The 24,590-nt window shown below is 71.3% G+C and carries 22 protein-coding genes; 6 read left to right on the top strand and 16 right to left on the bottom strand.

The genetic code is table 11. From position 1 onward, the window contains the following. Nucleotides 1-117 precede the first annotated feature (117 nt). The 5 genes from HHX35_RS10885 to HHX35_RS10865 all read right to left on the bottom strand — a co-directional run bounded on the left by HHX35_RS10885 (nt 118) and on the right by HHX35_RS10865 (nt 5,088). Complete coding sequence (locus tag HHX35_RS10885) at nt 118-876, bottom strand: CDP-alcohol phosphatidyltransferase family protein (RefSeq protein ID WP_182898711.1); 759 nt, start codon at nt 874-876, stop codon at nt 118-120. Next, complete coding sequence (locus HHX35_RS10880; protein WP_167538693.1) at nt 854-1,894, bottom strand: iron-containing alcohol dehydrogenase family protein; 1,041 nt, start codon at nt 1,892-1,894, stop codon at nt 854-856. The genes HHX35_RS10885 and HHX35_RS10880 overlap by 23 nt, the downstream gene beginning before the upstream one ends. Before the next feature lie 44 nt (nt 1,895-1,938). Beyond that, nucleotides 1,939-2,670 carry a sugar phosphate nucleotidyltransferase gene (locus tag HHX35_RS10875; RefSeq protein WP_182898710.1) on the bottom strand — a complete coding sequence of 244 codons (732 nt, stop codon included), beginning with the start codon at nt 2,668-2,670 and terminating at the stop codon, nt 1,939-1,941. 93 nt (nt 2,671-2,763) lie between these two features. Continuing rightward, nucleotides 2,764-3,429 carry a DUF5941 domain-containing protein gene (locus tag HHX35_RS10870; protein WP_182898709.1) on the bottom strand — a complete coding sequence of 222 codons (666 nt, stop codon included), beginning with the start codon at nt 3,427-3,429 and terminating at the stop codon, nt 2,764-2,766. A 150-nt stretch (nt 3,430-3,579) separates the two neighbouring features. After that, complete coding sequence (locus tag HHX35_RS10865) at nt 3,580-5,088, bottom strand: CDP-alcohol phosphatidyltransferase family protein (RefSeq protein WP_310739009.1); 1,509 nt, start codon at nt 5,086-5,088, stop codon at nt 3,580-3,582. Nucleotides 5,089-5,257: 169 nt separating this feature from the next. Between HHX35_RS10865 and HHX35_RS10860 the strand changes: the two genes are divergently transcribed. From HHX35_RS10860 to HHX35_RS10850, 3 genes are read left to right on the top strand one after another with little or no spacing between them, the layout of a single operon-like run. Continuing rightward, the gene (locus HHX35_RS10860) at nt 5,258-6,664 is read left to right on the top strand and encodes a bifunctional cytidylyltransferase/SDR family oxidoreductase (protein ID WP_139573396.1); all 1,407 of its coding nucleotides are present in this window, start codon (nt 5,258-5,260) and stop codon (nt 6,662-6,664) included. A gap of 34 nt (nt 6,665-6,698) precedes the next feature. Further along, on the top strand, nt 6,699-8,549 hold the full coding sequence (locus HHX35_RS10855) for a CDP-glycerol glycerophosphotransferase family protein (RefSeq protein ID WP_182898707.1): 1,851 nt from the start codon (nt 6,699-6,701) through the stop codon (nt 8,547-8,549). Between the two features lie 55 nt (nt 8,550-8,604). Beyond that, on the top strand, nt 8,605-9,219 hold the full coding sequence (locus tag HHX35_RS10850) for a Uma2 family endonuclease (RefSeq protein WP_182898706.1): 615 nt from the start codon (nt 8,605-8,607) through the stop codon (nt 9,217-9,219). On the opposite strand, the gene HHX35_RS10845 is transcribed toward HHX35_RS10850, so the two are convergent. Then, on the bottom strand, nt 9,196-10,254 hold the full coding sequence (locus HHX35_RS10845) for a glycosyltransferase family 2 protein (RefSeq protein WP_182898705.1): 1,059 nt from the start codon (nt 10,252-10,254) through the stop codon (nt 9,196-9,198). The two genes, HHX35_RS10850 and HHX35_RS10845, sit on opposite strands and share 24 nt — an antisense overlap. A gap of 195 nt (nt 10,255-10,449) precedes the next feature. On the opposite strand from HHX35_RS10845, the gene HHX35_RS10840 reads away from it, so the two are divergent. Further along, complete coding sequence (locus tag HHX35_RS10840) at nt 10,450-11,829, top strand: LCP family protein (RefSeq protein ID WP_310739008.1); 1,380 nt, start codon at nt 10,450-10,452, stop codon at nt 11,827-11,829. A 276-nt stretch (nt 11,830-12,105) separates the two neighbouring features. Here the strand turns inward: HHX35_RS10840 and HHX35_RS10835 are convergent, their stop codons facing one another. The 3 genes from HHX35_RS10835 to HHX35_RS10825 all read right to left on the bottom strand — a co-directional run bounded on the left by HHX35_RS10835 (nt 12,106) and on the right by HHX35_RS10825 (nt 14,523). Continuing rightward, a complete protein-coding gene (locus HHX35_RS10835; RefSeq protein WP_182898703.1) occupies nt 12,106-13,290 on the bottom strand; it encodes a serine hydrolase domain-containing protein in 1,185 nt (394 codons plus the stop codon). A gap of 38 nt (nt 13,291-13,328) precedes the next feature. Beyond that, complete coding sequence (locus HHX35_RS10830; protein ID WP_182898702.1) at nt 13,329-13,706, bottom strand: hypothetical protein; 378 nt, start codon at nt 13,704-13,706, stop codon at nt 13,329-13,331. A gap of 163 nt (nt 13,707-13,869) precedes the next feature. Further along, nucleotides 13,870-14,523, bottom strand: coding sequence for a TetR/AcrR family transcriptional regulator (locus tag HHX35_RS10825; protein ID WP_182898701.1), 654 nt, complete (start codon nt 14,521-14,523; stop codon nt 13,870-13,872). Between the two features lie 162 nt (nt 14,524-14,685). On the opposite strand from HHX35_RS10825, the gene HHX35_RS10820 reads away from it, so the two are divergent. Beyond that, nucleotides 14,686-16,557, top strand: a complete 1,872-nt coding sequence (locus HHX35_RS10820) for a BTAD domain-containing putative transcriptional regulator (protein WP_182898700.1) — start codon at nt 14,686-14,688, stop codon at nt 16,555-16,557. Nucleotides 16,558-16,629: 72 nt separating this feature from the next. On the opposite strand, the gene HHX35_RS10815 is transcribed toward HHX35_RS10820, so the two are convergent. The 5 genes from HHX35_RS10815 to HHX35_RS10795 form a co-directional block, all read right to left on the bottom strand. After that, the gene (locus tag HHX35_RS10815; RefSeq protein WP_161627928.1) at nt 16,630-16,803 is read right to left on the bottom strand and encodes a hypothetical protein; all 174 of its coding nucleotides are present in this window, start codon (nt 16,801-16,803) and stop codon (nt 16,630-16,632) included. Nucleotides 16,804-16,911: 108 nt separating this feature from the next. After that, nucleotides 16,912-17,349 carry a S26 family signal peptidase gene (locus tag HHX35_RS10810; protein WP_182898699.1) on the bottom strand — a complete coding sequence of 146 codons (438 nt, stop codon included), beginning with the start codon at nt 17,347-17,349 and terminating at the stop codon, nt 16,912-16,914. Then, nucleotides 17,346-19,280: an ABC transporter ATP-binding protein gene (locus HHX35_RS10805; RefSeq protein WP_310739007.1), complete on the bottom strand. Its 1,935-nt coding sequence runs from the start codon at nt 19,278-19,280 to the stop codon at nt 17,346-17,348. The genes HHX35_RS10810 and HHX35_RS10805 overlap by 4 nt, the downstream gene beginning before the upstream one ends. Then, a complete protein-coding gene (locus tag HHX35_RS10800; protein ID WP_182898698.1) occupies nt 19,277-19,819 on the bottom strand; it encodes a hypothetical protein in 543 nt (180 codons plus the stop codon). The genes HHX35_RS10805 and HHX35_RS10800 overlap by 4 nt, the downstream gene beginning before the upstream one ends. A 15-nt stretch (nt 19,820-19,834) precedes the next feature. After that, a complete protein-coding gene (locus tag HHX35_RS10795; RefSeq protein WP_182898697.1) occupies nt 19,835-20,377 on the bottom strand; it encodes a MauE/DoxX family redox-associated membrane protein in 543 nt (180 codons plus the stop codon). A gap of 386 nt (nt 20,378-20,763) precedes the next feature. On the opposite strand from HHX35_RS10795, the gene HHX35_RS10790 reads away from it, so the two are divergent. After that, nucleotides 20,764-22,176, top strand: coding sequence for a penicillin-binding protein (locus HHX35_RS10790; RefSeq protein WP_182898696.1), 1,413 nt, complete (start codon nt 20,764-20,766; stop codon nt 22,174-22,176). A gap of 40 nt (nt 22,177-22,216) precedes the next feature. Here the strand turns inward: HHX35_RS10790 and HHX35_RS10785 are convergent, their stop codons facing one another. Then, on the bottom strand, nt 22,217-23,290 hold the full coding sequence (locus HHX35_RS10785; protein WP_310739006.1) for an FUSC family protein: 1,074 nt from the start codon (nt 23,288-23,290) through the stop codon (nt 22,217-22,219). Between the two features lie 212 nt (nt 23,291-23,502). After that, complete coding sequence (locus HHX35_RS10780) at nt 23,503-24,495, bottom strand: GlxA family transcriptional regulator (RefSeq protein WP_310739005.1); 993 nt, start codon at nt 24,493-24,495, stop codon at nt 23,503-23,505. Nucleotides 24,496-24,590: the final 95 nt, after the last annotated feature.

The following is a 24,590-nucleotide window of genomic DNA, read 5'->3' as shown; positions in this document are numbered from 1 at the left end:
CGGGCAATCCGGAATCTGCCTGGTTTACCGTGGAATAAGGGTATCGGAACTGCCACCAAACCCCTACCCAACCGCGAATGTACGGCCGATCGGCACGCCGGGCGGGAAACGACGCGCTCATGACAGCCGCCGGGAGGCGAGGATGCTGACCAGGTGCAGCAAGAGCTGGACTCCCGCGATGACGACGCAGGCGACCACGAGGATCCGGGTGGCGGAGAACCAGTTGTCGAGCACCGCCGCGACCACGACGATCAGCGACAGCTCGACGGCCTGGATCACCCGGTGGAACCGCAGCGCCGCCGCGGCCCTGCGGGCCAGCGCGAGCCGCGGCGAGGTGAACTGCTGCGCCGCCGTCTCGGTGGTCGCCACCAGGCCCGACCGGGCGCGGGCGACGTCGACCAGATCGGTCTCCGACTTGATCAGAATCGCGCCGAGCGCCGCCGCCACGCCCATGACCGTGTACCAGTCGGGCAGGGTCTCCGAGGCCCGGAAGCCCAGCCCGATCAGCAGCGCCGCCTCGGCGAAGTAGTGCCCGACCCGGTCGAGGTAGACCCCGGTGATCGAGGTGCGGCCGGTCCACCGGGCCAGCTCCCCGTCCGAGCAGTCGAGCAGCAGGTAGACCTGGATGAGCAGGGCCGCGCCCAGCGCCGCCCAGAAGCCGGGGAGGGCGAGCACGGCGCCCGCCGCCACCCCGCACACGATCATCAGGCCGGTGACCTGGTTCGGCGAGATGGGGGTCTTCGCCAGCAGCCAGGTGGCGTAGATGGACAGGCGCCGCATGTACAGCAGGCCGGCCCAGTGCTCGCCGCTGCGGCGGTCCATGGTGGTCTGCGGCTGGGCGACCGCGCGAAGCTCAGCGACCGACGGCGCGGACATAGTCCTCAACTCTCCCACGGACCTCGTGCTCCGACAGCCGGAGGTGCTCAAGAATGGTGTAGCGGCCGGGCCGGGTGCTGGGGGCCAGCATCACCGCGGCCGTGAATTGTTCGGTCGTCAGGCCGACGTCGCCGGGCACGACGGGCAGGCCGTGCCGCCCGAGGCAGCCGGTCACCTGGCCGAGCCGGTGCGCGTCCTCACGGAGGAAGTAGCAGAACGCCGCACCGATGCCGGCCAGCTCACCGTGGTTGGAGGTGCCGGGGAAAAGCTGGTCCACAGCATGAAGGATCTCATGATCGCCGCCACTCGCCGGACGGCTTGACCCCGCGATGACCATCGACATCCCCGACAGGATCAGCGCCTCGGCGAGCACGGTCAGGAACGCGTCCGACTCGATCGAGTCCGGCCGGCCGAGCACGGCCTCGGCCGCGGTGCGCGACATCGAGATCGCCAGCCCGTCGATGGGCTCGCCCCGCTCGGTGTTGCCGAGCTGCCAGTCCTCGATGGCCGACAGGTTGCTGAGCACGTCGCCGATCCCGGACCGGACGAGCGAGGGCGGGGCGTCGTGGACGAACTCGAGGTCCACCATGATCGCCAGCGGCATGGGGACGCCGAACGAGCCCTTGCCGCCCTCGTACACGAGTGAGGCCACCGGCGAGCAGATGCCGTCATGCGAGAGGTTGGTGGCGACCGCGACCATGGGGATGCCGGCGAGCGACGCGGCGTACTTGGTGGCGTCGATCGTCCTGCCGCCGCCGACGCCGACCACCGCCTCGTAGTTGCCCTTGCGCAGGTCCGCGCCGAGTGACACGGCCGCGTCCACGGTGCCGTCCGCCACCCGGAGCACCTTGGCCTCACCCAGCGACGGCGCGATGACCTCCGCGATGCGGTCGCCCTGCCCGACGCCGACCGCGACCGCGACCCGGCCGGAGGTGGCCACCCTGCTGTCGGCGAGCAGGGTGCCGAGCTGCGCGATCGCGCCCCGCCGCACCTCCATCGTGAGAGGCGCGGGGAGCATCCTTGCCAGAATCGGCATGCGAACTCCTCAGAAGGCCGCGGAAATCAGTATCGGCATGCGATCTCACGGGCCTTCGCGAGGTCGTCGTGGTTGTCCACCTCGACCCACTCGACCTTGCCGATCGGCGCGACGGCGATCTTCTCGCCGCGCTCGACCATCTCCTGGTAGCCGTCCTCGTAGTAGAGCTGCGGGTCGCGCTCGAACGTGGCCTTCAGCGCGTCGGCGAGCCGCTCGGCCGCGCCCGGCCGGATCAGCGTGGCGCCGATGTACTCGCCGTACGCCTCGGCCGGATCCATCAGCTTGGTGATCCGCTTCAGCCGGCCGTCGTCCAGTGTGACCTTCATCTCCTCGTCCGCCAGCGACTTCACGTCGTCGACGGCGAGCAGGATGTCGGAGGTGTTTTCGGCGGCCAGCAGGGTCCGCTCCACCGACACGGGGTGGACGGTGTCGCCGTTGACCAGCAGCGCGCCCTGGGAGAAGTAGTCGCGGGCACACCACAGCGAGTAGGCGTTGTTCCACTCCTCGGCCTTGTCGTTGTGGACAAGCGTGAGCTTCACCCCGTGGCGCCGCTCCAGGTCGGCCTGCCGTTCCCGTACGGCCTGAGCCTGGTAGCCGACGATCACCACGACCTCGCGGAGGTCCACGGCCGCCAGGTTACGCAGGGCGATGTCGAGGATCGTGGTCTCACCGTCGACCGGCACCAGCGCCTTCGGCAGCGTGTCGGTGTACGGCCGCAGGCGACGTCCGGCTCCGGCGGCCAGCACCATTCCGAGCAATTTCCCGCACTCCTTGAGGTCGAGCGTCAGACAGTAACCCCAAAGGTTAGTTGGCTCGGCACCCCGGTTGGGTAATCCACCGTTGGTCTGACGTTAATCCTGGGGTGCCGGTTCCACGGCCTCGTCGGGCGTGCGGGGGGCGGCGAGCCAGCAGGTGAGGCTCTCCCAGCCGAACAGGGCCCACAGGTAGACCGCGAGCAGCACGAACACGGCGGTCACCACATCGAGCAGGCCGCCGAGGGCGACGACGAGCATCCGGCCGTCCCAGCCCAGCCCGGCCGTCGCCAGCCACGGCGGCGGATACACGTGCTGGCGCAGCCGATAGACCGTGTCGTAGTGGTGGAAGGCCATCGCGCCGAGCAGCGCGACGATGAGCGCCGGCGGGACGGAGCGGGCGAACCCGGCCGAGGCGATGAAGCCATACTCGGTCATCCGCAGGATCGGGGGCGCCAGCCAGTCGAGCCGGCCGTCGTGCCGATGGGCGCTGCCCGCCCCGGCCAGCAGCAGGGCCACCGCCGGGGCGAAGACGGCGAAGTCGTCGGCCCCGGCGATGCCGAGCACCAGCAGCACGGCGGTTACGAAGGCCCCCGCGACCGCGGGCGGCAGCGGCGGGAGCTGCCCGGCCACGAGCAGTCCCATCGCCCTCGACAGCGGGCCGTCGTCGCGGTAGGCCACCACGACGCTGCGCGGCACCGGGGTCATGTGCACGGAGATCGCGCCCCGGGCCTTCCCGCCGGCCTCGCGGGGGCGGCGGCTCATGCCACCTCCTCGCCTTCGGCTTGGAGCGGCATGCGCCAGACGCTGTGTTCACCGATTCGCTCGCTACGCTCGCTCATGCCACCTCCTCGCCTTCGGCTCGGAGCGGCATGCGCCAGACGCTGTGTTCACCGATTCGCTCGCTACGCTCGCTCATGCGAAGGACCTCGCCATCCGCCCGGCGGCCGTGTAGGCCAGGGCCACCGCGCCCCAGCCCAGCAGCGCGAGGAACGTCACCCGCGCGTCGAACAGCGCGGCCGTCACCGAGATCAGCGCCATACGCTCCCCAATCGGCAGGACGATCATCTTCTTCGCCCAGTAGGCCACGCCCCTCGCGCCGCTCAGCGCGTCGAGCCGCCGCGACAGCGCCAGCACCGATCCGGTGCCCTTCGCGGCGGCCGCCGCGGGCGCCTCGTCCCAGGGCACGGCCATCGGACGCGGGGCCGCCGCCCGCAGGCCGGCCGCCCTGGCCCGGTCGGCCATCGCTCCCGCGTAGGAGAAGTCGACCACGTGGCGGATCGTCTGAAGGATCATCGCGCCCACCGCCAGGGCCCAGATCTCCCACGGCTCCCGGGAGCCGGCCAGGTATCCGGCCGCCAGGCCGACGTACACCAGGTATTCCTTGAGCCGGTCGCAGATCGCGTCGAGCCAGCTCCCGAGCGGGGAGAACCGGCGCGTGTACCGGGCGAGCTGCCCGTCCAGGCAGTCGAGCACGAACGACAGGTAGAGCGCGGCGGCGCCGACCACGAGCCCCGCCCGGCGGCCGTCGGAGAACCAGATCGCGGCGATGGCGGCGAACCCGACCGAGATGCCGGTGACCGTGTTCGGGGTCAGGCCGAGACGGGCCGCCGGACGGATGAGGTGACGCGACCACGAGCTGACGCAGTAAGTGGTGAAGAAGCCGTCGCCGCTCTTCACCGCGGCGTCGAGCCTGGCCTGCGCCTCGTCGACGTCGGCCAGCTCGCGCACCGCGCGCTCGGCGGCCGGGCGCGTGCCGGCCCGCCCGCAGTGCAGGGTGTTCAGCGCGACGGCGTGCACCTGCACGCCCGCCCGCACCAGGCCCGTGAGCAGCAGCTCGGGAACCTCTCCGTCGCCGACCCGCCCGAGGTGGCGGCGCTGGGCCAGGTCGGCCAGGTCCTCGGCGATGTCGGCCAGCCCGGCCAGGTGGGCCTCCCCGACCTGGAGGACGCCGCGGAACGTGCCGTTGGCCCACTCGACCTCGTGGAAGGACGTGCCCGCCGACACGACGCGGCCCCACTCGGTCCGTACGGGCGGCCGCAGCGGGGCGGGGTCGCCGCTGGCGACGATCGCGCCGGTCGGGCGCGCGGGATGTTCGAGCAGCAGCGACAGCGCCTCGGTGTGCGCGACCACGTCGGCCGCCAGCACGGCGACCGGCGAGGTCGAGGCGCGGGCCGTCTTGGCCACGATCCGCAGGTCCTCGGCGAGCCCGTCGCTGACGCAGATCTGATGCCGCGGGCCGCTCTCCGCGCCCTTCTCCCACCCTCCCGCCTGGGCGTCGTGGCTCCGCACCACGACCAGCACCTCGCGGACCGGCAGCGTGAGGAGCTGGGCGGTGAGCCGCTCCAGGAGGCTGCCGTCGGACCGGGCGCCGTCGGACCAGGGCAGCCCGGCGGCCGGTGAGGTCGCGAGGACGACCGCCACCGTCTCTGTGTCCCGTGACGTACCGGGCTTGCTCGGATCCGCCCCCATATGGAAACCCGCTTCACGTCGACCGCACGTGCTCACCTCGCAAAGTAACCGAGTGATCACTAGGTGGCAATCACCTTCTCCGGCTTCCGGCACGGGTATGGTCTCCTCCGGGGAGGACATCATGATCGCCGAATCGCGTCTGCGCAGGGTGGGGGTGGTGCTGGCCGGCGGCGTCGGCCAGCGCGTGGGCCTCAACACCCCGAAACAGCTTCTGAAGATCGCCGGGAAGACGATTCTGGAGCACACGCTCGACGTGTTCGACGGCCACCCGGAGATCGACGAGGTCGTCGTCCTGATGGCCCCCGGCTTCGTCGCCGAGGCCGAGGAGCTCGTCAGGAGAAACGGCTACACCAAGGTCGGCCGGGTGCTCGAGGGAGGCGCGAGCCGCACCGAGACGACCTGGCGGGCGCTGTGCGCGCTGGGCGAGCAGGAGTGCGACGTGCTGCTGCACGACGCCGTACGACCGCTGATCGAGCCCCGCATCATCAGCGAGTGCGTGGCCGCGCTCGAACGCTACGAGGCGGTCGAGGTGGCGATCCCCTCCTCCGACACGATCGTGGTGGCCGCTCCCGGCCCGCGCGGCGACATCATCCGCGACATCCCCGACCGCTCCCGGCTGCGCCGGGGGCAGACCCCGCAGTGCTTCCGGCTGTCGGTGATCCGGGCGGCGTACGAGCGGGCCCTCGCCGACCCCGAGTTCCCCTCGCTGCCCACGACGGACGACTGCGGCGTCGTGCTGCGCTACCTGCCCGACGTGCCGATCTACATCGTGCCCGGCAGCGAGCACAACATGAAGGTCACCCATCCGGTCGACGTCTTCATCGCCGACAAGCTCTTCCAGCTCGCCGAGAACACGGCGCCCGCACTGGACGAGGAGGCCTACCGGGCCGGGCTCGAGGGCCGTACGCTCGTGGTCTTCGGCGGCAGCTACGGCATCGGCGCGGACATCGTCGCGCTGGCCAGGAGACACGGCGCGAGCGTCCACTCGTTCTCCCGCAGCCAGAACGGCGTGCGCGTCGAGGACGTCGCCGCCGTGGAGGACGCGCTCGCCCGGGTGTACGCCGAGACCGGCCGGATCGACTACGTCGTCAACACGGCGGGCGTGCTGCACATGGGCAAGCTCGGCGAGGCCGGGCAGCACACGATCGAGGAGACCATCGGGGTCAACTACCTCGGACCGGTCAACATCGCCCGCGCGTCCGTGAAGTACCTGATGGAGACCCACGGCCACCTGCTCCTCTACACCTCCTCGTCGTACACCCGCGGCCGGGCCGACTACAGCCTCTACTCCTCCACGAAGGCCGCCGTCGTCAACCTCACCCAGGCGCTCGCCGACGAGTGGGCCTGCCAGGGTGTCCGCGTCAACTGCGTCAACCCCGAGCGCACCGCCACCCCCATGCGGCTGCGCGCGTTCGGCGACGAACCCGCCGGAACACTGCTCTCCCCCGCCGCCGTCGCCCGCACCAGCATCGACGTGCTGCTGTCCCGCCTCACGGGACAGGTCGTGGACGTACGGCTCAGCCGATGACCGCAACCATGTACGGAGGGACGGGCACTCGCCCATGGGGGGAAACATCAAGGGGCGCAGGGCCCCGAACGCACTGGTCGCGATAATCCGGCGGCCGGCCCTGAGAAGCCTGGCCGGTGGGCGCAGGGGCGCGTTCACCGCGCTCACGCTCGCGTCGTACCCGGCCCTGCTCGCGACCGCCGTGTGGCCGCTGCCCGCGACCTTCGCGGTGCTCGTGCCGCTGTCGTACGCCGCGGAGGCCGCGCTGCCCGGCCGGGCGGCGGGGGCGCTGAGCAGGGCCCACCTCGGGGCCACGGTCCGCTTCCTGTCGCGTGAGACGGCCGCCGTCGTGCTGCTGGCGCGGCTGGCGCCGGGCCGGCCACTGTGGTTCGCGGCGCTCGCGGCCGGGCTGTTCCTGTTCCACGGCCTGCGGGCCGTGCAGACGTGGCTGGCCGAGCACGTCGACCGCCGGCACAACCTGATGCCGGTGGTGACCCGCAACATCGACCTGCCCGCGCTGCGGATCCCGCCCGCGCCGCCCCGCGCGCTGCTCGCCTGGCGGGGCGCCCGGCTGCTCTACCTCGACGCGCTCGCGGTCCTGCCCGCGGCGGCGACGGCGCCCATGGGCCTGGGCTGGACGGGCGTGGCGGGCGCCGTCGCGGCCCTGGTGCTGGAGGTCACCGCCGTGGTCGCGCTGCTGGCCCACGCGAAGCGGGCCAGGCATCTGGGCGACCGGCGGCGGGTCCTCTCCGCCGTGGACGACTGGGTCGCGGCCTACCGGCCCGAGGTCGTCATGTACTTCTCGGGGCCGGTCACGGCGGTCTACCAGGCCACCATGTGGCTCGGCACGCTGGAGCGGATCACGCCGAGGACGCTGGTGGTGCTGCGTGACCGGTCGCTGGCGACCGCCCTCGGCACGACGACGCTGCCGGTCGTGTGCATCCCCTCGTCGGTCGACCTCATGAACTTCCGCGCGCTCGACGGTGTGCGCGTCGCGCTGTTCCCCGCCAACGTCGGCAACAACATCCACATGCTCCGGGTGCCGGGCGTGCGGAGCGTGTTCATCGGCCACGGCGACAGCGACAAGGAGGCGTCCTTCAACCCGTACACGAAGGTGTACGACGAGGTCTGGGTGGCCGGCCCTGCCGGGCGGGACCGCTATCTGCGCGCCCAGGTGGGCGTGCGGGACGAGGCCGTCGAGGAGGTCGGCCGCCCCCAGCTCGCCGGGGTGCTGCGCACCAGCCCGTACGCCGAGGGGCTGGCGCCGCACCGGACCGTCCTGTACGCGCCCACGTGGGAGGGGTGGAGCGACGACCTGTTCCACAGCTCGCTCATCGCCATGGGACCCGCGATCGTGCGCGCCCTGCTCGGCCGACGGGTGCGGGTGATCTACAAGCCCCACCCGCTCACCGGTCACCGCTCGCCGGCGGCCAGGGCGGCGCACCGGAGGATCCTGGCCCTGTTGCACGAGAGCACAGGGATGCCCCACGTCGCCGTGACCGGCCGTGAGCCGTCGCTGTACGAGTGCTTCAACGAGGCCGACGTGCTGGTCTCCGACATCTCCAGCGTGGTGTCGGACTTCGTGGCCAGCGGCAAGCCGTACGTCGTGGCCAACGTGGCGGGCCTGCCCGCGGACCGGTTCCGCGAGCGCTACCCGGCCGCCGGGGCGGCGTACCTGCTCGGGCCCGACCTGGCGGAGCTTCCCGACATCCTGCGCCGTCTCGGCGTGCCGGGAGAGGACGACATGGCCGCGGCCCGGCGGGCCCTGCGCGCCTACCTGCTCGGCGCCGACCATCCGGACCCGCTGGCCCGGTTCGAGGAGGCCGTACGGCGTGCCGCCGCACGGGCCGAGGCGCGCGCCCGCTCCCTCGGCCTGAACGCCCTCGATCCTGTCGTTCACGAGTGAGATACTGACCGCGTCAACTCAGCGTATCGACGCGGACACGAAGGGACACCTACCCATGGTCGCGATCTCACGCAAACCCCACGGCCCTGCTCTGGCACCCGTACCCGAGCGGCCACTGCCCGGCACTCCTCGTGAGCTGTTCGATTCGCTGCCCCCACTTCCGGGTCTGCGGACCGAGATCATCGACGGGAGACTGATAGTGAGCCCTGTGGGCACCCCCGAACACGCCCGAGCGGCCATGAGCCTTTTCCGCGCGCTCATCCCCCTCATCGACGAGCGAGGGTGGGAGGGTTTCAGCGGCAACGTGGACGTGTGCATCGACGGCAGCCGGGACCCGGTAGAACCGGACTTCGTCCTCGCCCCCAAGGATTGCCCGCGCTGGGGCAACCGGGAGCTTTTCTCTTCCGGTCTGATGCTGGTCGCCGAGGTGGTGTCGAAGGGGAGCGCGGAGGACGACCGCAACAAGAAGCCGGCGATCTACGCCGGGGGCGGTGTCCCGGTGATGCTCCTCGTGGACCCGCTGACGAGGCCCGCGTCGGTCACGGTCTACAGCGACCCCAAGGAGGGTCAGTACCAGGTGACCTCGACGGTGCCGTTCGGGCGGGAGATCCACATCCCCCACCCGATCGGCTTCACGCTGGACACCTCAGTCTTCGAAGAGATCCTCTAACCTCGCCCGTTCGGGCTTGGGACGGGGCTTGCTGAGCTTCGGGGGGCTGGTCAGGAAGCCCGTCCCCCACGAGACGTGCATGGTGGCGTACACCACCGGCAGGCGTACGAGCGCGGCGCCGGACAGCCCGCGACCGGTGAGGACCGAGCCCGCGAGGATCGCCACCAGATAGCCCCCTGGGATGATCAGGCCGGGCCAGAAGAAGGGCGAGACCACCAGGCCCAGCGCCATCGCCGCCACGGCGGCGGGCGGGGCGAGGTAGCGCAGGTTGATCGTGCCCTGGTGGGTGCGGGAGACGACCCGCCGCCAGCGGCCGTAGTGGAAGTACTGCTTGGCCAGGGCGCGCACGTTGGGCCGGGGACGGTAGGTGACGCGCATCCTCGGCTGGAACCACACCAGCCCGCCGGTCTCCCGGATGCGGTGGTTCATCTCCCAGTCCTGCGCGCGCAGGAAGTGCTCGTCGTAGCCGCCCACCCGGTCGAGGGCGCTGCGGCGGAAGACGCCCAGGTAGACGGTGTCGGCCGGGCCCGCCTCCCCGCCCGTGTGGAACCGCGCGTTGCCCACGCCGATCTTCGAGGTCATGGCGCAGGCCACCGCCTGCTCGAACGGCGTGATCCCCTCGGCGGCCATGATGCCGCCGACGTTGTCGGCGCCGGTCTGCTCCAGCGTCTCCACGGCCGTACGGAGGTAGTCGCGGGGCAGGATCGCGTGCCCGTCGACCCGCGCGATGATTGGGTTGCGGGACGCCGCGATGGCGGCGTTCAGCGCGTTGGGGGTGCGGCCCGTGGGGTTCGGCACGACGACGACACGGCGATCCTCGGCCGCGATGGCGTCCGCGACCTCCTGCGTGCGGTCGTGGGAGGGGCCCACGCTGATGACGACCTCGAGAGGGCCCTCGTAGTCCTGTTCGAGGACCTGCCGTACGGCGTCGCGAAGGTGCCGTTCCTCGTTGAGCACCGGCATGATCACCGACACCGGCGGCCAGGGCCGCGCGGGATTCTGGCTCGACTGTCGCGAGTCGGGAAAGGGCTTCATGGCGGCGCTCACGCTACTGTACGGGGGGGTGGAGACGGCAACCGGAGGACGGGAATGCCCGGCGACCATGAGGAGGACTCCGGCGTCCGCGTAGGGGGCGACGGGTACGGCGGGGTAAGGCTGACGGCGCAACGCGCCCGCCAACGGAGATCAAATCTCCGATCCCTGGTCATTTCGGGCTCGCTGTCCGGAGTCGTGCTGATCGGATCGGGCGTCGCGTGGCTGGCGCCGAACTACGCGGTCAACCGGATCCACTCGGTGGACGCCGGAACGAGCGAGGCCGAATCCACAGGCGCGATGAACATCCTGCTGGTGGGCGTGGACAAGCGCGACAACCTGACCAGGCGCCAGCAGAACCAGCTCCATCTCGGCCGCGACGTCGGGCAGCGCACCGACACGATGATGGTGATCCACCTGTCGGAGGACCACCGCAGGGTGACCGTGGTCAGCCTGCCGCGGGACACGTGGACGACGATCCCCGGCCAGGGCGAGCACAAGATCAACTCGGCGTACCAGTTCGGCGGCGCCAAACTGGCCGTGAAGACGGTGGAGCAGGCGACGGGCCTGAGCGTCAACCACTACGTCGAGGTCAACGTGCTCGGGTTCATCGACGTGGTGGAGTCGCTGGGCGGCGTCACCGTCTGCACGCCGGTGCCCATCGACGACCCGAAGACCAAGCTGAACCTGCAGCCGGGGACGTACACGCTGGACGGCGTCAACGCGCTCGCGTACGCCCGCACGAGGGCCACGGCGCGCTCCGACCTCGACCGGATCGACCGGCAGCAGCAGGTCATCTCCGCGCTGCTGGGCAAGGCGCTCAGCGGTGGCACGCTGGCCAACCCGGCCAAGCTCGCCGGGTTCCTCGACTCCACGTTCAAGACGCTCACCGTGGACCCTGCCCTGCAGAAGGACCTGCTCGGCATGGTGAACCAGTTCAAGGACGTCTCGACCGACGACGTGTCGTTCGCGACCGTGCCGCTGGCCGACGTGAACTACCACGCGCCCACGGGCGAGTCCGCGGTGCTGTGGGACAAGACGGCCGCCCGCGATCTGTTCCAGCGGATCGACGCCGACCAGCCCCTCGTCAAGCCGTCGGCGAAGGCCTCGGCGTCTCCTTCGGGCAGCCCCGCGGCGTCGGCGAGCGCCTTCCCCTCGGCAGGGCCCACGGCCTCTCCGACGGCACTCACGATCCCGCCGGGCCGCATCTCGGTCAAGGTGCTCAACGGCACGCTCATCACCGGCCTGGGCGCGACCACGAAGGCCCGTCTCGTCGAGGCCGGGTTCATGGTGCCGTCGCCCCCGGGCGACACGGCCCGCCGCGACTTCACCACCACGGTCATCCGCTATCCGCCCGGCCGCGAGGACTCGGCGCGTACGGTGGCCGCCGCCATCCCGGGGGCCGAGTTGCGCGAGCAACCGGACGTAACCGGCATCGAGGTCGTCGTGGGCCAGAAGAACCACGACGTGAAGAAGGTGACGGTGGCCGCGCCGGCGGGCTCCGCCACGCCGGCGACGCCCACACCGCAGGCGACCCCCTCCGCCCGCACCGCCACGCAGAACATCTGCAAGAAGTGACCGCCCCGGCCGTCGTGTAAGGGCCGGGGCCGCTTTCCCCCGCTGAGTGACCGCCCTCGTGCGGAGCCCGGGACAGATCGCGGGTCGGCCGACAGGCCGAACTGCGGTCCGCTTGACCGGCGGGGCTTCAGCCGAACGCACCCGGGGCGTAGACGTCGTCCAGGCCGATCAGGCGGATACCGGGGTCCCCGGCGGCCGAGGCCGGCAGCTCGGTGGTGAAGCCCGAACCGCTGTAGCAGGCCAGAATCGAACACTTCTTCGCCTGCGCCCCCGCGGCTACCGAGCTCCGGCCCTGATCGCGCCGCGGACCGCGTCGAGGAGCGTGGCGGCCCTCCGGTCCGGTACGCCTTCCCGGATGTGGTTCATGACGTAGCCGAAGGCCAGGCCGGTCGCCGGGTCGGCGAAGCCGAGCGATCCGCCGTAGCCGGGGAACCCGAAGGCGCTCGGGCTGTACCAGAAGGCGCCGGGTGTCGGCAGGCCGAAACCGGTGGCGATACGGACGGGCACGCGCAGGACGCGGTCCACACCGCTGACCTGCTCGGCGGTCGCCGCCGCCAGAGTGGCGGGTGAGAGAAGGCGATGCCCGTCGACCTCACCGATGAGCGCGGCGTAGAAGCGGGCCAGCGCGCGGGCGGTGCAGATGCCGTTGGTGGACGGCATCTCCGCGAGTTGCTCGGCGGGGTCGTCGTGGTTCAGCATCGGCGTGACGACGGTCATCGCCCGCATCGTCAGCGACGTGGGATCGGCGTACGCGCTCATCACCTCGCGCGCGGGCTCGGGCAGGGCGTCCAGGTCGATCCCGGCCAGCGCGCCGAGGTCGATCGGGGCGGAGACGATCCGGCTGACCCGGTGCCGCTCGGATTCCGGCAGCCCGATCCACAGGTCCAGGCCGAGCGGCGCCGCGATCTCCTCGGCGAGGAACGTGCCGAGACTTCGGCCGGTCACCCGGCGGACGACTTCGCCGACCAGCCAGCCGTACGTGTGGGCGTGGTAGCCGTGGTCGGTGCCCGGCTCCCAGAACGGCCGCTGCGCGGCCAGTGCGGTCACCATGGGTTCCCAGGCGATCGCCTCCGCCGGGGTGATCGGGTGATCGAGCGCGGGCAGTCCGGCCTGGTGGGTGAGCAGCCAGCGGACCGGGATCCGGTCTTTTCCGCATGCCGCGAACTCCGGCCAGTAGACGGCGACGGGTGCGTCCAGGTCGAGTTCGCCGCGCTGGGCGAGCAGATGCGCGCAGGCGGCGGTGACGCCCTTGGTGGTGGAGAACACGACCTGCAGGGTGTCGCGCTCCCAGCGGCGGCCGGTGCCGGGGTCGGCGATTCCGCCCCACAGGTCGACGACTTTCCTGCCGTGCAGGTAGACGGCGACCGCGGCGCCCACTTCCTGTCCGCCGGCCAGGTTGGCCGCGAACGCCTCACGTACCGCTTCGAATCCGGGTGCGGTCTCGCCGCCGATTTCGGGCATGCGTCATCGCCTTCGTGATGGATTGATCGGGGGAAGTGCTATCTCCGCCAGTGCCCGATGAGCCAGGCGCAGATTTCCGGCTCGGTCATCTCGGGAAAATCTTCGGACAACGTGACGAGCGCGCGCAGCGCCTCGTCCCGGTCCATGCCTCGCGCCGCCGCTTCCTTCAGGTATTCCTGTCGTGCGGCGGTAGGACGTCCGCCGCCCGCGCCACGGCCCGGCAGGCCGTCGCGCCACTCGATGATCTCCGCGAGCCGGTCAGGCCGCCAGCCGGGAGTCCCGTCGACCTCGACATCGGGCTCGGGGAACGGGCGCTCCGAACCGCCGGGATAGCGGGAGCGCCACTTGTGCACCGCGTGCCGGCTCACGCCCAGCGCCTCGCCGATGCCGACGACGCCGAGGTACCGCTCGGTCATGGTGCACCAACTCTGTCTGTACGGCCTCCTCCGCGGGTCTCATTACTACCACGCCCATGACGAAGCCCCGCAACGACAACGAGTTAACTTCGTCCCTTATGGAGACGAAGTTAGGGCAGGAGGCGAGACATCGTCAACCGCCCGCAAGCCGACGGTCTCCGTCTCACCTACGAGAGGGACGCTCCAGCGGTGGGGGCTCCCCCGGCAGGCGGAGCGTACGGTGGACCATCTGATGCAGATAGCTGCGGAAGCGCCACAGCGCGACTGGATGGTCGTGGTCGTAGCGCCGGCCCGACCGGTCGTACACGCCGCTCTGCACGAAGCTGTGGACGCACCAGATCACCGAGTTGATGGTGTAGTCCACGTCCACGTCCGGGGCGGTCACCAGGGGAGCGATGGTGTCGATCACGAACTGCGCCGCGGGCGCGGCGTACATCGGCTCAAGCTCGGGGATGTCGGTGGCGTCGGAAAGCCACCTGTGGGTGTAGAGCGCCGGATACTCCGGCTGCGTGCGGCAGAAGTCGATGTATCGGTCGAGGAGCCGGTGCATGGCGACGATCTTCTGTTCGGGCGAAGCGCCGACGATGTCCTTGACCCCCTTTTCCAGGACGGCGTTGTGCGCGCTGTTCATGCGATCCATGACCTCGAGGTAGATCTCGCGCTTGTCGCCGAACCGCCGCCTGACGTAGGCCACATCCGTGCCCGCGGCGTCGGCGATCTGCCGCATGTCCGTGCCGTCGTAACCCAACCCGGCGAACAAGCGGGTCGCCACCTGGAGAACGCGGTCGGACAGGCCCCCGTCGCCCGTACCCGTCATGGGGTAGTCGGTTCCCGCCTGGCCTCCCCCTAATCACGCACTTGCCCCGGTAGGCGCGATCCGGAACTGTTCCGGACGCTCGCCGACCTTGTGGGGGTTTACGGCGGGCAGGGATCTTCGTGGGGATTCCGACGCCTATGGAGGTCCCCTCGTGCACCGATCATGCGGTTGGACGCGTACGTCCGCGCCCTCGGGCTTCCGGAGGGCGGATTGAGCCTCCGGTTCGGGTTGCTGGGCCCGGTCGAGGTCAGGAGGAACGGCAGGCCGGTCCCGCTCGGCTCGCCCAAGCAGCGCGCCCTGCTGACCGCGCTGCTGCTCGAACCCAACCGGGTCGTGTCGATCGACCGGCTGATCACGGCCGTGTGGGACGAGGAGCCGCCCCACTCCGCCGTCGCCAACGTCCGCACCTACGTCAACCGGCTGCGGGGCACGCTCGGCGAAGGCGACCGGCTGACGGCCCGGCCGCCCGGCTACGTCCTCACCGCGCACGCCGGCGAGCTCGACGTGACCGAGTTCGCCGATGCCCTGCGGCAGGGCAGGAAGGCGCTGTCCGCCGGGCGGCCGGAGGCGGCGCTGCGGCACCTGTCGGCGGCCCTCGCCCGGTGGCGGGGCGCACCGGCCGAGGACGTGCCCAGGTCGGCGGCGCTCGGCCCCCGCCTGGACGCGCTCGCCGAGCAGCGCTGCCTGGCCCTGGAGGCGCAGGCCGAGGCCCGCATCATGCTGGGCGAGCACGCCGACGCGGTGCCGGAGCTCCGTGAGACGGTGGCCGCCCATCCCACCAGGGAGCGGCTGTGGGGCAGTCTCATGCTCGCGTTGTATCGCACCGGCGACTCCGCGGCCGCGCTGTCCGCCTATGGGCAGGCGCGCGCGTTCCTGGCGGAGGAGCTGGGCGTCGAGCCCGGGCCGGAGCTGGCCGAGCTGCACCGGAGCATACTCAACCGGGACCCGGCGCTCTGCGCGGTTCCCCCGCCCCCCGCCCCCGGCCCGTACCACCCGGCGCCTGCGCCGAAAGCGGAGCCGACGCCGGTCGCGGGGTCCGGAAATCTCGTGGGCCGGGATCTGGAGCTGGATGAGCTCGTGGCCGCGATCGCCGCCTCTCCCCCGCGGCCCGTCGCCGTCCACGGCCCGGCGGGGGTGGGCAAGTCGGCCCTGGCCCTGCATGCCGTCCGGATGGCGGCGCCGGATTTCCCCGGCGGCGTGCTCCACGTCGATCTGCGGTCCCTTCCCCGGCCCGGCGCGTACGAGACGCCGGCGCGGCTGCTGAGCCTGCTGGGGCTGGCGGGCGACCAGATCGCTCCGGACCTCGACGACGCGGTGCTCCAGTTCAGGACCGCCACGACCGAGAGGCGCGTGCTCGTCCTCCTCGACAACGTGACCGACGAGGGGCAACTGCGGTCTCTGATCGGCGCCTGCCCGGACTGCCGGTTCGTGATCACCAGCCGGAGGGTGCTCGCGGCGCTCGACGATGTCGACCATCTGCCGCTCGCTCCCCTGACGGACGACACGGCGTACGAGCTGCTGGTCCGGCTCTGCGGCCGGGACCGGGTCGACCCCGAGCAGGTGAGGAGAGTGGCCCGGCTCTGCGACAACCTGCCGCTCGCGCTGCGGATCGCGGGCAAGCGACTGGCGGTCAGGCGGGAGTGGACGCTGGCGGCGTTCGCCGACATGCTGGCCTGCGAGGAGCACCGGCTCGACCTGCTGACCTGCGGTGACCTTTCCGTGCGGAGCGCCCTCGACCTCGACTACCAGGCCCTGCGGCAGTGCGGGGGAACGGCGAACGGCAGCGCGCTCGCCCTGTTCCACCGCCTCGGCGAGCGAGGCATGGCCGACTGCGGGTCTACGACCGCGGCGGGGCTCCTCGGATGCGACCGGCGCACGGCGTGGGCGGCGCTCGGCAGGCTGGCCGATCTCCGCCTGATGAAGTCGATAGCACCCGACCACTACCGGATGAACGACCTCACCCGCCTGTACGCCATGGAGATCGCCAGAACCGCCGGAAAACACGAGAGCGGGAATTCGGCGGCATTCGTCTAGGGTGACGATGCGAGAGCGGAGCGCCCTTTACACAAGGGGCGTTTGCGCGACAGGGCGCTCCGCTGTATTCGTCTAGCAGAGGTACTGCCACGGAGTGCAGTAGCCGCTGGGGATGCCCGACCCGCTGCAGCAGTAGCGCTGGACGCAGGTTGAGCCCTCATACCAGCAATTGACCGCCTCCGCGCGGGTGGCCGGGACCAGCCGGGCGACCATCCGGTCCGCCAGCCGCTGAATCGTCCGTGTCATTCAGTTCCTCCTTCTGAAGGACTCCTTTTCGGTGACCGACATTAGGAGCGGCTTCGATCAGGGACGTATTACCCCGATACACGATTTCCTGTATTCGCTTCACCTGGTTCACGCGTTCAACCGCCGGAGCACGACACCGGTGATCCTGCTTTCCGGAAGGAGCCCCCACTGCCGGGAGTCGGTGCTGCGCGACGGGTTGTCCCCGAGGACGAGCAGCCGCCCCGGCGGCACCCGGGTCTCCCCCAACGCCTCGAATCCCGGAGGGATCGGATCCCCGGCCACGGCCGCGGCCCGCTTGATCACCAGGTTCGTGCCGCCGTCGAGCGCGACGCCCTCCCCCGGGCCCACGCGGGAGATGACCACGATGTCCCCGCGCCGAACCTGCCGGCCAGGCCGCAGCCTGCGCACGAGAACCTGGTCACCGGGCCACAGGCCGGGCTCCATGCTCTCCCCCTGCACCTCGACGACGCGCAACGTCCGCCTGGCCGCCATCACGACGACGCCCCCGAGCGCCGATGCGAGCAGGACGAGCAGGGCGGGTGTCATCGTGCCCCCGAGAGCCGGTCGCGCGGGGCGTCGGCGTTCCGGTCCTCCCGCTGCCGATAGCCCTCCGCCTGGAGGGCGAACATATGGGCGTAGATCCCGCCGCACGCGAGCAGCCCGGTGTGCGTGCCCTGCTCGGCGACCTGTCCGCCGTCGAGGACCACGATGTGGTCCGCGTCGCGCACGGCACCGAGCCGATGGCTGATCAGCAGGCTCGTACGGCCGCGGCGGTGCTCCCGCAGTCCCTGGTGGATCTCGTGCTCCGCCTCGGCGTCGAGGCCCGAGCTGGGCTCGTCCAGGATGAGCAGGTCCCGCTCGCCCCGCAGGTAGGCGCGGGCGAGGGCGAGCCGCTGCCACTGCCCGCCCGACAGGTGGACGCCCACCTCGCCGCCGCCGTCCGCCGCGGGACCGTCCTCCGCGAGGCCGTCCGCCGCGGGACCGTCCTCCGCGGGGCCCTCCTTGGCGGGGCCGGGGAAGATACGGGACAGCATGGTGTCGTACCCCCGGGGCAGGCCGCTCACGACGCCGTGCACGCCCGCCCGCCGCGCCGCCGCCTCGATCCTCCCCCGGTCGTCCAGCGCGGCGAGATCGCCCAGGCCGATGTTCTCCGCCGCGGTCATGTCGTACTCCATGTAGTCCTGGAACACCGCCCCGATCCGCGCCCGGAGCTCCGCCGGGTCCATCTCCCTGAGATCGATCCCGTCCCAGAGGACCGAGCCGCGTTCCGGGTCGTACATCCGGCACAGGAGCTTGACCACCGTGCTCTTGCCCGCGCCGTTCCTCCCGGCGATCGCCACCGCGCTGCCGTACGGGATGGTCAGGCTGACCCCGCGCAGGGCCCAGGGATGGCCGGGCGAGTAGCGGAACCACACGTCCTTCAGCTCGATCCCCCGGCGCAGCGGACCGGCCCGCCGGGGCCGGGCCGGGACAGGCAGGTCCGGCTCGGCGTCCAGGACGGCGAGGTAGTGGCCGAACAGCAGCACCTGCTGATGCGCGGTGACGAGTTCGACGACGAGACCACTCGCCGCCGCCTGGACTCCGGCGACGGCGGCGAGGAACAGCGCGATGTCGCCGACCCCGCCCGTGCCGTTCGCCGCGGAGAGGAGAACCCACAGCAGGCCGCCCCCGGTCGCCAGCGCCGCCGTGGTCCCTGTGAGGGCCTGGACGCCGAGTTCCCGCCGGTCCGTGCGGCTCCGCTCGGCGTTCGCGGCCCGCCGCTGGGCGGCCATCAGCCCGCGCAGATGCGCACCGATGCCGAAGAGCCTCAGCTCCTTGGCCGCCCGGACGTTGACGAGAAGCTCACCGAAGAAGAACTCGCGGCGCTCGACCGGGCCGATGCCCCACAGCATGGCGGCACGCCGCCGGGACAGCCAAAGCTCCGCGGCCAGAGACGGCACCGCGGCGCCGACCACGAGGGCGGCCATCCACGGGCTTATCGTCACGAGGGAGACGAGGAACCCGGCGCCGGTCATCACCGTCCTGGCGGCGCCCAGGGCGGCGGAGACCACCATGCCCGGGGTCGCCCCGCCGTACTGCTGGGCCATGCGGATCCGGTCGAGGAACGCGGAGTCCTCGAACCTGGCGAGGCCGACGAACCGCTCGGTGGCTCTGAAGAGGCTGTCCTGGGCGACGAGCCCGATCCTGCGCCCGCTCTCGTCCCTGACGTACTGGACGATCTGCGGCCCGAGCGCCGTCAGCACCCCGCACCCGGCGAGCGCGGCGCCCAGCGCCGAGGTCACACCGGCCCCGGGCCGGCCGCCGGCGATCTCGTCGAGGACCAGCTTGGTGCACCAGGCGATCGTCACCGGCAGGCCGGCCATGAGCGCGCTGAGGACGGCGAAGGCGATGGTCAGCCCCCTGCCGGCCCGCCAGGCCATGCCGAGAGCCGTGACCACCGCCCGCGCTCCGGCGAGGCCCCGCACCCGCGCCGTCACGCGTGTACGGGAATCTTGTCGAGGTCCTCGAGAGTGGTCCCGCTGGCGACGACCCTCCCGCGCACGTCGACCAGGGCGAGGGACGGGAAGCCGTTCACCTGCAACGCCTTGGTCAGGCCGGTGCCGTACTCCTCGATCAGCACCAGGGCGACCGGCTCCAGCGTCCGCCGCTCGTCCGCCACCTCCTCCTCCGTACCGACGAGCACGGCGAGCACGTTGCCGCGTCCTCCAGGGAAGGATCGCGCGCGCTCGGCGAACTGCGGCAGGCGGTCGTGGCAGGCCGAGCACCCGGGCGAGAAGACGCCGACGAGGACCGGCTCGGTCAGCGTCTCGTCGGAGACGTGGACGCCGTCGGTGCTCACCGCGGAGAAGCCGCCGATCGTCGCCCCGGGCGGGAGCACGATCGACGGGGACACCACCGGCCTCGCCGACAGCATCTCCTCGTGCGCCCGCAACCGCCGGATCACCCCGACCGTCAGCACCAGGTCGATCAGGCACAGGACGCCGACGCCCAGGACGAGCGCTGTCAGGAACGGCATGAGGAACTACCTCCGTCAGGGTGAACTGGTGAAGAGACCGGCGATCTCGCCGATCGCGGACAGCAGGGCCGCCGCGGCTCCGGCCGCCAGGGCGACCGCGGCGAGCCCGGCCGGCCCGAGACCCGCGGGGACGGCTCCGGTCCAGGCCGGAACCGCTCCGATTCCGGCCTGAACCGCTCCGGCCGCCGCCGCGACGATCAGCACGGCGTTGCGCGCGAGATGACCGGGGCCCACCGGAACGGCGGAGGCGCCGAAGCAGCGGCAGGGGACCCGCCTGCCGCGCCGCATGGCGGCGACGATGGCCACGGTGAAGGCCACGAGCAGCCCGAGCGCGACGCAGAAGCCGGCGAGCATGGTGGGCGGCCAGGCCAACAGCGGCGCGACGGCGACCTCGACGGTGACGACGAGCGCCGCGACGGGCCGGGCCGGCAGCCGTGTGAGGGCGCGAGTGGCCACCGTGAACTCCTCGTACGCCGCCCGCCCGCGCAGCTTGCTCACCGCGGACATGAGGAAGACGATCCCCGTGAGCAGCCGGAAGAAGGCGAAGAGATAGGCCACGGGCGTCCTCATCCCCGGTCGGGCGGGCGGGTCGCCCACCACGCTAGGAACCACCGCGGGACGCCGGGTATACGACGGCTACACGCGGCGATGTATCGGGGACGAACGCCCCGCCCGCCTGGCGATTCCCGCCACGCCCCGGCGCATGTGGTGAGCCGTTCCACAGCGACGTTTCATCGATGTACGCCTTGCGGACTCTTGACCGCGGGGCGGCGAACGCTTCCGATGGCCATCGAATCGTTCATCGGCTGGGCTGAAAACTGAATAACGGCATGTCCATCGGCAATGACCGCCGCCTGCGGCCGTCATCGGCGAAATCACCCTGTCGAGGAATGGGCACCGCGGTGCCCGCGCGAATTTGGCCGGTGTGGTGCAGGGACTGCATCATGGAAGGACGTTTCGGCCCGGCGAGACAACCGGGGCGTGACGGAAACGCGGCCTTGGGCGACCGAAGGGCGACGATGAAGGCATTTCTGGTTTTCCTGGGCGTCGCCACGCTGGGTGCGGTGGTCGCGGTTTTCCTGTTATTGCGGAACCCGGCGGGCGGCGACGTCGACGAGGAGCCTGTGGCCTCGGTTTCCACCGCGGCGGCCTCCGCTTCCCCCGCGGCCCGGAAAAGCGTGCTACTGGATGCCGAGGGCGCCGTCATCGAGGAGTTCTCCGGCGACTGCGCGAACAGCGGATATCCCTATCTCTGCCGGTATGTCAAAGGGCGGCTTCTCTCCGAGGATCCCCAACTGCTCACCCGTGACGGCCTGACGATCCAGACGACGATCGACCAGCGGCTCCAGCGGGCGGCGCAACAGGCCGTCGACGCCTACGTCCACCGCGACGACCCGCAGGTCGCCACGCAGGTCATGATCGTCCCAGGCGAAGGGGCCGTCAAGGCGATGGTCACCAGCCGTGATCCCGCCGACGGCCCGGGTTTCCAGCAGGGCACGACGGCGATGCCCTACGCCCTGGCCGCCGCGCTCGCCGCCGGTTTCCGGTATGACGACGGGTTCATGGTCTCGGACGAGTACCGTCCCCGGAGCTACTCGAAGTTCAAGGACTGCGCGGGCCGGGCCGTCGCGGATATATCTGTCACCCTGCACAACCGGGAGAAAGGCGGGACCCGGTTCGTCACCCTGCGGTCGGGCACCCAGGACGCGGTGAACACCTTCTACATGCAATTGCAGGAGAAGGTCGGCCTGTGCGAGACCATCAGGATGGCCGAGCGGCTCGGGCTCAGGAGCGCAAACGGAAAGCCGCTTCAGGAGTTCGAGACCTTCGCGCTGGGCCTTACTGAGGCCGATCCCGTCTCGGTGGCCAACTCGTACGCGAGTCTCGCCGCCCGCGGCCGCTTCTGCGAGCCACGAGTGATCACGGAGATCCGCGACGGCTCAGGCGCCGGGCGCCCCTTCCCAGCGCACTGCGTGCAGGTCCTGGACCCGGCGGTCGCCGACGCGGTCACCGGAGTGCTGTCGGACGTCCTGGCGAAGAGCTCACTCAAGGGCGTCGGCCGCGAGGCGGCGGGCATGCCCGGCACGGGCGACATCTCCCGCACCGCCTGGTACGCCGGTTACACCCCCGGCCTGGCCTCGGCCGTCAGCCTCGGCGACTCTCGTGGCCCGGTGCGGCACCCGATGGTGGACGTCACCATCGGCGGCCGCCGCTATTCGCACGTGGACGGCACGTCGGTGCCAGGCCTGATCTGGAAGAAGGCGATGACCGAGGCGCTGCGCGGAACGCAGGAGACCCGCTTCGTCCCGCCGGACGCCGAGCGCTTCGGTGGCTGCCGCGACGCCTGCCCGAACTGACCGCCGCCGTCCCCGGGCGACGCTGGGCAGGCGTTCGATCTCAGCCGCGCATGCTCTCGTCGCTCAGCTCGTTCAGCGGGGTCAGCGCGGCCGATGCCGCGTCGTGATCCATGCCGGTCGCCTCGAGCAGGTCGACGGCGATGGAGCGCAGCTGCGCGATGATGACGTTCGCCGAGAAGCCCAGGTTCTTGGGCCGCTCCCGTGCGGCGACGGCGAGCAACGCCTGCCTGGTCAACATCGGTTCCCGTCCGGCTCCCAGTTCGAGCTGGAGCAGCAGCGCCGCCTCCGAGACTTCGCGCAGCAACTCGGCCAGGGCGACCGGTGGCGGGCTCGCCTCCCCCATCGCCGCGAGCGTGCGGCGGACCAGAACGCGTGCGTTGCGCAGCGCCAGATCCACCGGCAGGGCGGCGGTCGTGTACCTGGCCAGTCTGGCCCGGTGATGCCAGCGCAGCGGCGAGATCCTGATGATCTCCTTGCTGTTCTCCAGCGCCGCCGCGAAATCCTCGACCGCGGTCTGGGTCCTGCGGCCGCACTCCAGTGCCTCGGCGGCCAGGTCCATATCGCCCTTCTCGATCGCCTCCGCCGCCTGTTCCAGCACGGTGGAGAAGGCGTCCAGCACGCCGGACAGATGTTTGCCCGCGATGGTGAGCGGGCTGGCGGGCAGCAGTGCGACCGCGGCGATGCCGATGATGCCGCCGGCGAGCGCATCGGCCATCCGGTCCAGCCCGCCGCCGTCCTCGCCCGGCACCAGCATGGCGACCAGCACCGCGGACGACCCGACCTGCGACACGAACAGCTCGCCGCTGTTCAGCAGCGCCGCGATGGTCATCGCCAGCGCGATCACGAGTGCCAGCTGCCAGGGGCCCGAGCCGATCCAGGACACCAGCAGGTCGCCGATGCCCACGCCCAGGCTGACGCCGACCACCAGCTCGGCCACCCTGCGCAGCCGCTGCCCGAGCCCCAGACCCACGCAGATCATCACAGCGATGGGTGCGAAGAGGGGATGGGCGTGGCCGAGCAGGTGAACGGCGACGATCCAGGCCAGCGCCGCGCCCACGGCACACTGCGCGATAGAGGGCACGATCAGGCCGAACGTACCCAGCCGTTTCCTCACCTGATCACCGAGCCACGTGCGCACTCCTCTACGATCGCGGATCTTTATGACATAGGGATCACATTTGCCCCGAATTCTTCTGGTTCGAACCATTCTGCGAAGGCCGGGCCCTTCAGGCGTGGCGATCGCCCTGTCGCCGTCACCTCGCACGGCTGCCCAGAGGGTTGGCGGCTAACAGCCCGGGGGCGTCGTTGCCGACCGATGCGGCGGCGCTACCCGGCTTGCGCCTGATCCACGTTCACGAGGCGGGCCGCGCTGAACCGGCGTCGGTAGGCGGCGGGACTGATCGACAACTTCCTGGCGAAAACCCGCCGCATGCTTTCGTAACTGGGGAACCCGGCGAGGGCCGCGGCCTGCGTCGCGGTGTGTCCTTGGTCGAGCAGCGCCCTGGCCATGTCGAATCGGATGTCCTCCACGTAGCGGGCCGGTGTCGTGGACAGCTCGTCGCGGAAAAGTCGGGTGAGGTGCCGGGTGCTCACGTTGAGGTGTTTCGCAAGCGCACCGAGCGAGTGGTCCCCGCAGGGGTTCGCCGTCACCAAGTCGGTGACCTTACGCAGAGCCGACGAGCGGGGCGGCGGTCCTTGCAGCGGTGCCGAGAACTGGGACTGGCCACCCGCACGCTGCATGTACACCACCAAGGCTCGGGCGACGTCGCGCGCGAGGTCGGGCCCGTGGTCCTCTTCGACGAGGGCGAGCGCCAGATCGATGCCGGCCGTCACCCCTGCCGACGTGTATGTGGTTCCGTCACGAACGTAGATCGCGTCGGGCTCGACACGACACGCCGGGCACCGGGCGGCGAGCTCGTGCGCGACCTTCCAGTGCGTGGTCGCGCGCTTGCCGTCGAGGAGGCCGGCGGCGGCGAGGACGAACGCCCCGGTGCAGATCGACGCGACCCGGCCGGCCGCGGCCGCGGGTATCCGCGCGGCGTCCGCCAGGTCGCCGGGGACACGGGCGCGCGGATAGAGATCGGACCCGGCCACCAGCAACGTACCGAAAGCCGTCTCCGAGGAGACGGCGCCGTCCACCGCGATCCGGACCCCGAGGTTCGACGTGACGTCCGCACCGGTCGGCGACAGCAGCACGATCCGGTAGTCGGCACCGAACCGGTTCGCCTCCTTGAACACCTCCGCGGGACCGGCGACGTCCAGCAACGTCACTCCGTCGTAGACGAGGATCGCGACGCGATGGGGGGCGGCGTCCGCCACTCCGGCCCCACCGGAGCCGGATCCGCGCGATGGCCGGCCGGATCCCGCCGGCACCGACCGCTGTCGGGCCGGCGACGCAGGAGGCATTGACACCG

The organism is Microbispora sp. H10830, from assembly GCF_014161375.1.
Lineage (GTDB): Bacteria > Actinomycetota > Actinomycetes > Streptosporangiales > Streptosporangiaceae > Microbispora > Microbispora catharanthi.
Note: the sequence above shows the minus strand (reverse complement) of the source record. Positions and strands in the feature narration are given on the sequence as shown.